This is a genomic window from Paenisporosarcina sp. OV554, from assembly GCF_003058165.1.
Taxonomy (GTDB): Bacteria; Bacillota; Bacilli; order Bacillales_A; family Planococcaceae; genus Paenisporosarcina.
In genome coordinates, this window is sequence record NZ_QBUC01000011.1 from 1 (window position 1) to 12,919 (window position 12,919).

8 protein-coding genes and 1 pseudogene are annotated in these 12,919 nt (G+C 37.7%); all 9 read right to left on the minus strand.

Annotation, left to right across the window (positions count from 1 at the left end):
* Nucleotides 1-131 precede the first annotated feature (131 nt).
* A pseudogene (locus C8K15_RS11035) lies at nt 132-1,583 on the minus strand (glycoside hydrolase family 3 protein); the annotation flags it as partial.
* 18 nt (nt 1,584-1,601) lie between these two features.
* The gene (pbp4b, locus tag C8K15_RS11040; protein ID WP_108586470.1) at nt 1,602-2,966 is read right to left on the minus strand and encodes a penicillin binding protein PBP4B; all 1,365 of its coding nucleotides are present in this window, start codon (nt 2,964-2,966) and stop codon (nt 1,602-1,604) included.
* A 311-nt stretch (nt 2,967-3,277) separates the two neighbouring features.
* A complete protein-coding gene (locus tag C8K15_RS11045) occupies nt 3,278-4,369 on the minus strand; it encodes a CdaR family transcriptional regulator (protein ID WP_233260449.1) in 1,092 nt (363 codons plus the stop codon).
* 393 nt (nt 4,370-4,762) lie between these two features.
* Nucleotides 4,763-6,166 (minus strand): decarboxylating NADP(+)-dependent phosphogluconate dehydrogenase, encoded by a 1,404-nt coding sequence (gene gnd, locus C8K15_RS11050; protein WP_108586472.1) that lies wholly within the window; start codon nt 6,164-6,166, stop codon nt 4,763-4,765.
* 18 nt (nt 6,167-6,184) lie between these two features.
* Nucleotides 6,185-7,531, minus strand: coding sequence for a GntP family permease (locus C8K15_RS11055; RefSeq protein ID WP_108586473.1), 1,347 nt, complete (start codon nt 7,529-7,531; stop codon nt 6,185-6,187).
* Nucleotides 7,532-7,549: 18 nt separating this feature from the next.
* Entirely contained in the window at nt 7,550-9,097 is a 1,548-nt protein-coding gene (gntK, locus tag C8K15_RS11060; protein ID WP_108586474.1) for a gluconokinase, read from the minus strand.
* Between the two features lies 1 nt (nt 9,098).
* Nucleotides 9,099-9,821 (minus strand): GntR family transcriptional regulator, encoded by a 723-nt coding sequence (locus C8K15_RS11065; protein WP_108586475.1) that lies wholly within the window; start codon nt 9,819-9,821, stop codon nt 9,099-9,101.
* 144 nt (nt 9,822-9,965) lie between these two features.
* A complete protein-coding gene (locus tag C8K15_RS11070) occupies nt 9,966-11,225 on the minus strand; it encodes an ATP-binding protein (RefSeq protein ID WP_108586476.1) in 1,260 nt (419 codons plus the stop codon).
* A gap of 217 nt (nt 11,226-11,442) precedes the next feature.
* On the minus strand, nt 11,443-12,795 hold the full coding sequence (locus C8K15_RS11075) for a glucoamylase family protein (RefSeq protein ID WP_108586477.1): 1,353 nt from the start codon (nt 12,793-12,795) through the stop codon (nt 11,443-11,445).
* Between the last annotated feature and the right edge of the window lie 124 nt (nt 12,796-12,919).

The following is a 12,919-nucleotide window of genomic DNA, read 5'->3' on the forward strand; positions in this document are numbered from 1 at the left end:
AAGTAGTTTGTTTTGATTGATTTAACATGATTAACACACACTTTCAGAGCTTTTTATTTATTATAACGAAAAAGGGAAAAGCGAATCTAGCGCTTTCCCCTAATTTCTGTATTCGTTTTGCAGTGCCCTCTGACCTTGACTGCTTTTTTCTTTCCCTTTAATTCCTGAATGCTTCTTGTCATTGCTTCTACTTGATCAGCGAATGGAGCAAGGACAAGGACTTTGTCATTTTTCTTCGGTTTAAAAGGCAATGTTTTATCTTCATTTTTCAAAAGAGTAACAGCATCTTCAGCCATTTTCTTTTCTTTTTTCAAATGATCTTGATTTCCAACAACGTTTAAAGCATTTCCAACTTTTTCATCGATTGGTGTGTTGTCTGGAGTTAAAATTCCACGCTTCTCTTTTAGCTCTAGAATTCTTTGAACTGAATTATTTACTTGTTCGATTGGAAGATCACCTATTTCTATTGCTTCCTTAACAGCATTAAAAACAGAGCTTAAATTCCCCTCCATTTGGAGTGAGTTGACCTGAGCAGGCATTAACGCAATATCAACGCCTGATTTTAAGGCTAAAACAACAGCTTCTTCTTGTCCAAAATTATCCGCAATAGCTTTCATGTTAAGCGCATCTGTAACGATAACACCTTTAAATCCCATTTCCTCACGGAGAAGGCCTGTTAGCACTTTTTTTGAAAGAGTGGCTGGAACCATAATTTCCTGACCATCTTTTTTGCTGGTATAAGTTGTATCATCAAAGGCAGGGAACTGGACATGAGCTGTCATGACCATATCTACGCCTTCATCGATTGCTTTTTGGAAAGGAACAAGCTCGACCAAACGCAATCTTTCCTTATCATGAGACACTAAAGGCAAACCATAATGACTGTCTACTGCTGTATCACCATGTCCTGGGAAATGCTTTGTTGTTGCAGCCATATTCTGACTTTGGAGACCTTTGATTGTCTGGATCCCAAGCTTTGAAACAAGCTCAGGATTTGAGCTGAATGAACGGACACCGATTACAGGATTTCCTGGATTATTATTTACATCAAGAGCTGGACCGAAGTTTACACTAACGCCAAGAGATGATAATTCTTTGCCGATGATCTCGCCAGTCTGATAAGCATACTTTTCACTTCTTGCTGCACCAAGCGCCATATTGCCCGGCAAGTTTGTCCCTGTTTGCAGGCGTGTAACGATACCACCTTCTTGATCAATGGTGATGAAAAGCGGAAGTTCTGGGCTCGCCTTTTGCAGACCATCTGTCAATCGGGCAGTTTGCTCCGTCCCCACAACATTTTCGGCAAATAGAATGACGCCACCTAAATGATATTTTTTAATGATGCTTCCCACTTCATCATTCATCACTGTAAAGCCAGTTGCTTTGCTTTCCCCTTGCTTTTGCCAGTTCCGAAAATCCGGCATAAGCATTTGACCGACTTTTTCATCGACTGACATGCCCTCAACAATTGCTTTCACATCTGTTTCAGCTGAAACCTTAGCAGGTTTGCTACCTGCTAATACGGAAACTGACAGTACTGCAGCTAAGGTAGCACATACCCATTTCTTTTTAATTATCACCATCTTCTCATCCCCCTCTACTTATTTTGATTCTAAAGCTTCGTAAACAGCTGTTACTACACTTCCATAGCTTCCAGTTGTAAAAAGATCCCCGAAAAATTGATTGGAGTTAACCGCAGGATTCACAAGCGGCGAATGCTTTTTATTAGTCAGCAAGATAATTCCCAAGTCTTTTTCAGGATCAATGATTGTCACTGTTCCCGTCCAGCCAGTATGACCGTATGCGCTGTCGCTTGCATAAGGACTGAACATCCATTCCATACTGTCATTGCCATTTCGTCTCCAGCCAAGCCCGTAAGTGGAATTCATATCTGAAGGTGCAACGAATTCATCGATTGTTTCTTGATCAAACAATGTATGATTTCCATAGCCTCCACCGTTTAACATCACCTGAAGAAGGACAGCGAGATCACTTGTAGTCGAGAACAGACCGGCATGACCTGAAACACCTTCCATCGAATAAAAAGCCTTTTCATCATGAACTTCCCCTTGAAGCGTATACTTTCTAATATTTGGGAAGTCAATGACTCCGTCACGTGTATTTCCAAGCAATTCTGTTGCTGCGATATCCTTTTGCTTAAAGCCTTTTTGAAGCGGATTATATACGGTATCTTTTAATTTCAAAGGCTTGTACATCTCATTTTCAACGTACTCGTCCAGCTTTTCACCTGTGATTTTTTCTATAATTGTACCCAGCAGCATATAGTCGACATCACTGTAAACATTTTGCGTTCCAGGTACATAAGTGAGTGGAGTTTTATTAATGAATTCAATCGTTTTCTCACGCTCCTGTGAGTAAAGCTCTTTTGACACCTTAGGGTTATGATATTGCGGATCTGGTTTAAAACCTGCTGTGTGATGAAGCACATCGATAATCTTCATAGTATCTTTTCCTTTGATTACATCTAACTCTGTGTCTTTAAAATCAGGAATGTATTCCTGAACTCTTGCATGTACATCAAGCTTGCCTTCGCTAACTAATTTTTGAAGAGCAAAATTTACTGCATACATTTTGGTATTTGAAGCAAGATCAAACAGGGTATCGTTTTCCATCTCCAAAAAATTCTTAAGGGGTGTATGTCCATCAAACTTCTTTTTGTAGCCGTAACTTTCATTTTTAACGATTTTCCCATCTTTTATGACAATTAAAGCAGCACCCGGAAAACCTGCTGCCACTTCTTTTTCAATTAATTGATCCACTTTTTCAAGCTTCTCTGAGGAAAAGCCGACATCTTCTGGTTTTTTCACTTTTGTTAACACCGGATATTGAAAGGACTCCTTTTTCGCTGCTTGAGGACTTTCATTTGTTTGAGCAAAGGATGCGGAAGGTATAAATAACGAGAGTGCCAGAACAGAAATTAGTGTACAATTTGTCCATTTTTTCATCTTGTTTCTCCTTCGAATTCGTATTTTACTCTCTCTTTAACCAGTGAGAATGAGATCAGCAGTTGCAACTCTTCTGCTGAAACGTGTCCAGTGACATCCACCGAATAACTGCTTCTAGACTTTATTAAACATCACCTCACTCCACTTTTAGTTAACCTTATTTGGTTGATTCTGACTGAAAGCAGTTTACATAACCAATGATATTATTTAAATAGTCAGACTACTATAGAGTGAGGACCATATTTACATCTTAATTATTTGCTTTTTTTGTCCTATAATACAAAAAACACCCTTAAAATCAGGGTGCCGACTTACTTTTTTGCTAAAATGCTAAACGCTGTGTACATCATCGTTAAATCGTTCTTATTATTTAAATCTATCCCAAGCATCATTTCAATCTTATTTAAACGATATTTTAATGTGTTTTTATGTATATGTAATTCTTCAGCGATTTCTTGAAGAGCACCTTTCTTATGAAGCCATACTTCAAGACTGTGCATTAATTCTTCTTCTGCAAGAAGTGGAGCAATCGTGCGTCTTAAAAATTCCTCGCGAATCTCTTTCGGAATTGAATGATAGAGTAATTCGAGTTTTAAATCTTCCTCGAAAATAATATTTCCTTTTCTCGCAGAAACATCGACTGCCATTTCAGCTTGTGATAATGATTCAGGCAGCTGGTAAAAAGATTTTATTTCTCCAACTCCGATATTTACTTTTTGTTTAGTTATTTTCAGAATTTTCGATGATAAACTTTCTAATCCTATTTGTAATTGTTCTTTGGAAATATTGGGGATTAACAGAACAAGTTTTTCCATTCCCCAACGTACGATTTTTAAATTAGGGTGGATGGTTTGAATATGTAACAAGTTCTCAATATCCGTAATTTCAAACTGTTTAAAAGATTGAATGACAGCTACACGCGTGTAAATTGATGTATCAATATCCAATAATGTGGCTCGTTTTTCTATCGAATCAATACTAGCTTCTGTCATAAATAAATCAAAAACAAATAATTCAATTTCACGAATAACACGTTCTCTTTGTTCGCGCATAATAAACTCTGTAACAAAAAGCTCCGATACTTTACTAACTAACTTCGCATACTTTTCAATCTCCAATGGTTTCCCCGTAATCCCTATAACTCCAATAGCCTTATCTGAAATGACAATCGGCAAAACAATTCCTGGTCTTACTCCTTGAAGTTCGTCACACATCTCTTTCGTTATATGAATTTCCTTTCTATTTTCCATCGAAATAAACGCACCTTCATGATACGAATTTAAACGTGATGGATCCTTACTTGCAATCACAATCCCATTTTTATCAGTAACAATTACGCTCTGCTCAATTAAACTTGCAAGCTCAATCACGATTTGTTTCCCCAGTACTTGTAAATCATACAAAATCTCACCCCCGTGAATGCTTTAATAACAGAAATAGTTTGCCTGAAATACTTTTTTTGAAAGAATTCAGGCAAACTATTTAACTAAATTTTCTTCTCCTTTAATTCATCCTCAGCAAGGCCTGCTCCGATCATTGAATAGCAGCTTTTTCGGCTACTCCAGTTAGGAAATACATATTTAACAAGTTAAATCTTTCCATAATTAAAACACCCAATTAATAAATCATCAATAGTTCTTTGAATCTATAAAATATTTAGTTAATTTGATGGATGTTTTAGGAGCAGAGTAGTGTTCTACATAGAAACATACAAAAAAAGACCTTTCAAAAGTTCAATTGAACTCTCGAAAGGTCTATTATTTTACAAATATTTTCATTTCACAAACCGATAGTTGTTATTTCCAATTCGTATGGAAAGAACCTTCAATATCAGTGCGCTCATATGTATGCGCTCCGAAATAATCACGTTGTGCTTGTAATAGATTCGCACTAGAATCACCTGTACGATAACTATCATAGTAAGTTAATGCAGCACTTAATCCTGGAGACGACAAACCAGAGATCATGCTTTCTGCTACGACTTTTCTCATTCCTAGCTGATACTCCTTCGTTTTTTCAACAAAGGTTGGAGCAATCAATAAATTAGCGATTTTTTCTTGTGCTTCATACGCTTCACTAATAGTGTTTAAGAACTCCGCTCGAATAATACAGCCTCCACGGAAAATAAGCGCGATATCTTGTAACGGCAAATTCCATCCATTAAGTTCAGAAGTAATTTTATATTGAGTAAACCCTTGAGCATATGCACAAATTTTACCCATGTATAATCCTTGGCGGACATACTCAATCCACAACTCACGATCTAAGTCCTCAAGTTGAGCCTCTGGTCCTGCAAGTATTGTTGATGCATGAACTCGCTCGTCTTTAACAGAAGAAATGTTACGAGCAAATAACGATTCGGTAATAATAGATACGGGGATTCCATTATCGATTGCTTGAATGCTTGTCCATTTACCTGTCCCGTTTTGACCCGTTTTATCAAGAATTACGTCAACAAGTGGTTTGCCTGTTTTGTCATCCATTTTTCTTAAAATGTCCGCAGTGATTTCAATTAAATAACTTTTCAGTTCCCCTTGATTCCAAGTTTCAAAGATATCAGCAATTTCATGTAACGGCAGATGAAGTCTGTTTCTTAAAAAAGTATAGGCTTCAGCAATAAGTTGCATATCGGCATATTCAATTCCGTTATGCACCATTTTCACAAAATGACCTGCTCCTTTAGGACCCATGTATGCACAGCAAGGGGTTCCTTCAACTTGAGCAGCAATCTTCGTGAAAATAGGTGCCACTTTGTCATATACTTCTTTTTCTCCACCGATCATGATGGAAGGACCTTTCAAAGCTCCTTCTTCTCCACCAGAAACACCGATACCTAAATAATCGATTCCTTGCGCTTTTAATTCTTCAAATCGACGGGCAGTGTCTTGATAATTTGAATTCCCACCGTCCATGATAATGTCGCCTACCTCAAGATAAGGAACGAGTGATTGAATAACTGCATCTACCACTGGACCTGCTGTGACCATGACAAAGATTTTCCGTGGTGATGGTAAAGACTGCACAAATTCTTCAAGTGTATAGTAAGGATACATTTCTTCGTATTCATTTTTTTGCATAAGTAAGTCAGTTAAATCTCTCGTGTAATTATAGACCGAAACTTTTTCACCTTTACTCGCCATGTTTAAAGCAATACTACTACCCATGACACCTAAACCCATAACACCAATTGTATTACTCATATTAGTTCAAACTCCTTTTTATACGAATAAACTTAATAATAGAATAAACCCTAATCCAGATATGGAAATAATCGTTTCAAGTAATGTCCATGTTGCAAATGTTTCTTTCATCGTTAAACCGAAAAACTCTTTAAACATCCAGAAGCCTGCATCATTTACATGTGAAGCAATTAAACTTCCTGCTCCTGTTGCCAGTACGACTAAAGCTAGGTTAACATCTGTTGCACCTAACAAAGGTATAACCAAACCAGCTGTAGTTAATGCAGCAACTGTAGCCGAACCTAAAGCGATACGTAATATAGCGGCGATCGTCCAAGCAAGTAGGATAGGTGATAGTGTCGTGTCGCTGAATAATTCGGCAACGTAGTCACCAACTCCACCATCAATAAGTACTTGTTTGAAAGCCCCACCACCACCGATAATCAGTAGCATCATCCCAATACTCGCTATTGCTTTCGAACACGTATTCATGACTGTTTTCATTGGAATATTTCTAGCTAGACCCATTGTATATATAGCAAGTAGTAAAGATAACAACATAGCAGTTGAAGCATTACCTACAAAACGAACAACTTCGAAAAAAACATTATCATTTAAAGCATTTGTTTTTTGAATCATTGTAATAATTGTCGCTATCGCCATTAAAATAACTGGGAACATAGCTGTAAATACACTGATACCAAAACCAGGTGTATCTTCAATTTTAAACGTTTTTTGTTCACCTAAAGAAGCAATGTCTCCTGTACGAGTGAATGAATCAGGTACAAGTTTTTTAGCAAGTTTCGTAAACAAAGGACCCGCTATGATAACAGTTGGAATAGCAATAATAAATCCGTAAAGTAATACTTCCCCAATATTTGCCCCGTACTCTCCAGCTATTACTGTAGGACCCGGGTGAGGTGGTAAGAAACCATGTGTCACTGACAGTGCAGCAGCCATTGGAATACCTAAGTATAGTATAGAAACTCGTAATTGTTTTGAAATCGAAAATACAATCGGAATTAATAATACTAATCCTACTTCAAAGAATAACGCTACTCCAATAATAAATGAAGCAACTACAACTGCCCATTGAATATTTTTTTCTCCGAACTTATCGATTAGAGTCATCGCAATACGTTGCGCGCCCCCTGAATCTGCAATTAAACTACCTAGCATTGCACCAAGACCAAAGATTAAAGCTAAATGGCCAAGTGTTCCACCTAATCCAGCTTCAATTGAACCTACAATACTATCTAGTGGCATACCTAAACCTAAAGCGACACAGAAAGCGACAATAATTAAAGAAACAAACGTGTTTAATTTGAACCCCATGATTAAAACAAGTAACGCGACAATTCCAATCGCAACAATAACTAACGGCATGACAATTCCCCCAATACTTTATTTTTTATTTATTAATCTTCTTTGATAATTTGCGATACTAGAATATTCTTTTTCCAATACTCTCGATAAATTAATAAATATCGGCAATAACTCACGGTATTCTTGTACATCAGATTCGATAGGTGTGTGTTTGAATGTGCTACCAATCATCTCAGAAACCACATCAAATGAATCGACTTTTCCAGTAGCATATAATCCTAAAATACAAGCACCTAGACATGAACTTTCATAACTTTCTGGAACAACCACTTCGAGATCAAAAATATCAGCCATCATTTGGCGCCACACATCCGACCGTGCGAAGCCACCTGTAGCTTGAATACGAACAACAGGTTCATCCATCACTTCTAGTAAGGCTAAAAATACGGTGTATAAATTGTAAATAACACCTTCCAAAGCAGCACGAATCATGTGTTCTTTCTTATGAGACATCGTCAAACCAAAGAATGAACCTCGTACGTCAGGATTCCATAATGGTGCACGTTCACCGGCTAGGTAAGGATGGAATAACAACCCATCAGCCCCTGGTCGAACACGTTCAGCAATCTTGGTTAACACTTCATATGGGTCAATGCCCAGTCTCTTGGCTGTCTCTACTTCTGAAGATGCAAATTCATCTCGAATCCAGCGGAGAACCATCCCACCATTGTTGACTGGCCCGCCAATAACCCAATGTTTCTCAGTCAATGCATAACAGAAGATCCGACCTTTTTCGTCCGTTTGAGGACGGTCAATAATCGTCCGGATAGCGCCACTCGTTCCAATGGTTACCGCTACTTCACCTTTGCCAATGGCATTCACACCGATATTCGAAAGCACTCCGTCACTAGCACCTATAACAAATGCCGTTTCAGCATTTATACCAAGCTTACGCGCGATGTCCGGGTTGCAATTCGTGAAAATTTCAGTGGTCGGCACAAGCTCAGATAGCTGCTCAGGTGTTACACCGGCAATTTGCAACGCTTCTTCATCCCAGTCCAGATTTTTGAGATTCATCATACCCATTGCTGAAGCCAAAGAATGATCCACAACATATCGGTCAAAGAACTTTTTGAATATGAATTCTTTAATGCCAATATATTTCTTTGCTTTGGTTGCTATTTCAGGTCGATCGTTCACTATCCACGTAATTTTGCTTAACGGCGACATGGGATGAATAGGTGTCCCCGTCCGTTTGTATACTTCATGACCATTTAACTCTTCTTTAATTTTCCGAGTCCAAGCTTCACTTCGATTATCCGCCCAAGTAATACACTGCGTTAGAGGTTGATCATGTTCATCTATCACAATCACGCTATGCATCGCACTACTAAATGCTATAAACAATAACTTTTCCGGGGATATTTGAGAATGTGCCATTATATTTTTAATGGCTAGTAAGACAGCCTGATAGATTTCTTCCGGATTCTGTTCTGCCGTCGAAATATCTGGTGTATGAAGGGGATAACCAATATTCTCTTGTTGAATAATTTCACCTTTTCCGGTAAATAGAACAGCTTTCGTACTCGTCGTACCTATATCTACGCCTAACATATAATTCGTCATTTTATTGCTCCCTTTCTGTCGTGAGCATTTGTTGCGACATCCAAAGGTCTTCTACTGTCCCTTGCACATCTTCAAAGTTTTGATGTAAAGCTTGAATCATAATCTCTCTATCCTTTGTTTCAATCGCTTTAATATAAATCTCATGATTTTTCAAGATACGTAAAAAATCATCCGACTTTTCCTCTAAACGCACCCGCATCGATAACAGAATCAAACTCTCCATCACTGGTTTTGTGTTATTCCAAATCAGCAAGATATAGGAATGATTTATCGAACGAATAATTGTTTCGTGAAACAACACATCTTGATAGGAAAACTCATCTGCATCTTTATATTTAATGGCGACTTCCATCATTTCGCGTATTTTACTTAGTTCTCTCACTAACTCACTCGTATCTATTTTCAAAATCCGTTCATATACAAACGTTTCTATAAGTAAGCGAACATCATAAATTTCCTTAATGTCTTGATCGGATAAACCAACAACAACTGCGCCCATTCTCTCTAAGCGAATAATGTTTTCAGATGCCAATATCTTAAGCGCTTCCCTAATTGGGGATCGGCTAACTTCAAAATCTGCTGCTAATTTATTCTCTGATAATACGCTGCCTTGTTGAATTACGCCTGAAATGATCCGAAGTCTCAGCTCACATGCTAAACGAACTCCGGTGGAAGCGTTTGCATTCCATTTAGAAGGATACATAAATTCACTTGATTTAGACATGATCTCACTTCCTCAATTAACATTCTGCATACTTGTATACAAGTATGATAGTCCACATAAACAAAATTGTAAACGCTTTAATCTTTTTGCCCATAAGAAAAGACGGCTCAAATACAATTTTAGCCGTCTACCTTATTTTTACTATTAAGCCACAGGAAATTCTATTGTAAAAAATGTCCATTTACCGACTTCACTTTGAACAGTAATTTGACCATGCATGCTCTTAATTAGGCTGAACGATACCATCATTCCAAGTCCGGTTCCATGGTCCTTCATTGTGAAATAAGGCTCACCTAAACGATGGATTTGTTGTTGAGTCATACCCTTGCCTTCATCGCGTATTTCGATACGAACCACAGGATAGTCAACAACAGTGTTGATTTCCAATTTCCCGCCTTCGGGCATCGATTCAATTCCATTTTTCACGATATTGATTAAGGATTGTTCGAGTTTTCTTCGATCGCCCAAAATAAAGGTATTATCACTCTCATCCAGATTGGTGAAAATCTGCACATCTTGCATATTTGCCAATGGCGTCAGTACTTTTACGACTCTTTGGACTTCTTCGAAAATGAAGACTTTTTCCACTTTCTCTGGTGCGGGTTTTGCAAACGTTAAGTAATCATTGACGATATCCGATGCCCGGTCGAGCTCTTTTATTGCTGTTCCCAAGTATTGTTTAATCTCAGGTGATTTTTCGCCTTCATAAGAAAGTTGCAAAAATCCTTTGCACGTAGTCAAGGGATTTCTCACTTCATGGGATATGCTTGCAGCGAGATGACTAACCACTTCCAACTTCTCTGCTTTCATAAGCTTCTCCAACAAATCTGAGTTCATTCGAATCACTTCAATCAAAAGAGTTGCCAACAGAGACCCCACAGTAGCGATGGCAAAAAATTCAATCCACATTTCAGCATTCAAATTCACATTGAAAATCACGGTTGCAGTTACAAACGTGATTTGCGTCGATAATAAGACCAATAAACTACTCACCCATAACTTGTTCCCTAATGACATTTTCGAATAAAAGCTGGATACATAGCTCACGATAATCGCCATGATGGTGAAAGTGATAACAGCTATATAAAACCCTACATTTTCTCCCCACAGGAAAAAACGGATGACAAGAATAGATGACAGGAGAATGAAGGCAGTTTTTCGTCCGCCATACAGAATGCCAATGATGAATGGAATTCTCCGTAAATCCCAGAATAGCCCATCCCCAACCGAAAAAGGAAACAGCATACAGAGGATGATTGATACAAGACAAAGAATCGTGAAAATGGTATCTTTCAACTTATCGATACTATATACAAACTTCAGCGAATAAAACATTTGCAGTAAAAATAAAGGAAGAAGGATGAATAGAAAATTTATAAGCAAATCTTTTGTGATTAGTTCCATTCAGCACCCTACCTTTTTTACTCTTTTGATAAAAAGACAAAAATATTTAATAATATATAATTGAAAATTCTAACTTTTATATTCGCGACTTTTAATATTATTGTAACCAAATTTCCACTTCTTACTTTAATTTCAGAAAATATTAATAAGGACCTATACTAGGACAGTAAAAAATAAACACCAGAATCCGAAGATTTTGGTGTTTAGATGTCCTATTCTATTCAATCGAGAACACTTCTTGTTCTAATAATTCTTCTGGTCTTTCACCAATTGGATCTTGATGGAAGTACTCACGAATTACCCCATCTTTTAGGTAATTCGCAATTGATACCATGATCATCCCTTGGTCAAGTGCGAGATATGCTTTTGCGACTTCCCCAGTCACGACGTTAACAGAGTCATAAAAACCATACTTGCCATATAAGTCGAACTCTTTTAATGCTTTTATGTTTTTCTGAACTTCTCGTGGTGCATAATCTAGAGCTAAAAATGTAGCATGTGCAGTCACAGTTGCTCCATCTTTATAGCCAGATGTCCCAAGTGGAGTAGCAGCGAATTCACTATATCCGTCAGGTGTAGCAGAAGGCGAGAAGCCCCAAGCTTTATACCCTTTTTCCTTTGCATAAGCAATCTGAACATCAACATGACGTTGATTGTTTAATCCTAATGCTTTTGTGCCAAGGTCTTTTTCCTTTAATACGATACCTGGCATAAGTCCTTCAAACATACTCCCGCCCCAGCTCGGAACATACTTAATTCCGCTATATTCATAGTGTCCTTCAAATACAGAAATACCATCATATTGTGTGGTATATCCGTTTGGAATTTGTGCTTGCCAATCCCACTCTTGCGGCAGAGTTCTGTACATCTTCCACCAATGTTCTTTGGGCACATCCCCTTTACCTATCGAAATATAACTTCCTACACGTGGCTCTGTGTAAAACATTCCATAATGATGATCAGTTAGTTTTCCTGCTGCAACATCATAACCACCTCGGAACTGACCAACTTCTGCATCATATAGTGTTGAATAATCCATATTTTCAACGAGTTTACTAGTTTGTCCATTTAATTCTTTATAAGCTTGTCCTACAACAATTAATCCTGCTGAAAGCCAACCATTGTCAACTTGGGAAATAAATTGTCCCCAGTCTTTTTTAAGCGATCCGTCTTTCGTGTAGTACCAGTTATAATAAAGACCGTTCCATTTATCTAGCTTTTCTAACGTATTTATCGATACGTGAAGGCGTTTAACAGCATCCTTTCTCGTAATAATTCCCATCTGCTCCGCTGATACTGTACTCATCATATACATCGCAATATTCGTTGGAGATGTATGAGTTGCTTCTGTCTTTCCTTCATCAGTAAAACGAACCTCATCGTAAGTCATTCCTGTATTTGGGTCTGTATGGTCCTGAAAATATTTATATGTCTTCTTTGCAATCGCTTTCAATTCTGCTTGTAAAGCAACCTCTTTTCCAACATCACTTGCAGAAGCACTCGGCGTAAGTACTAAGTTGGTAAAAAAACTAAATACGATAAGAAAACTTACAAACTTCACTTTATTCATGATTTTCTCCTCTCAAACTTAAGTATTGGATTATTTGTCGAAACGTTTCAACAACAGTTTAACATGAAAGAAGGAGGGGATTTAAGTTTATTTCTTAATATTCTGCTAATTAGTTAATTATTCA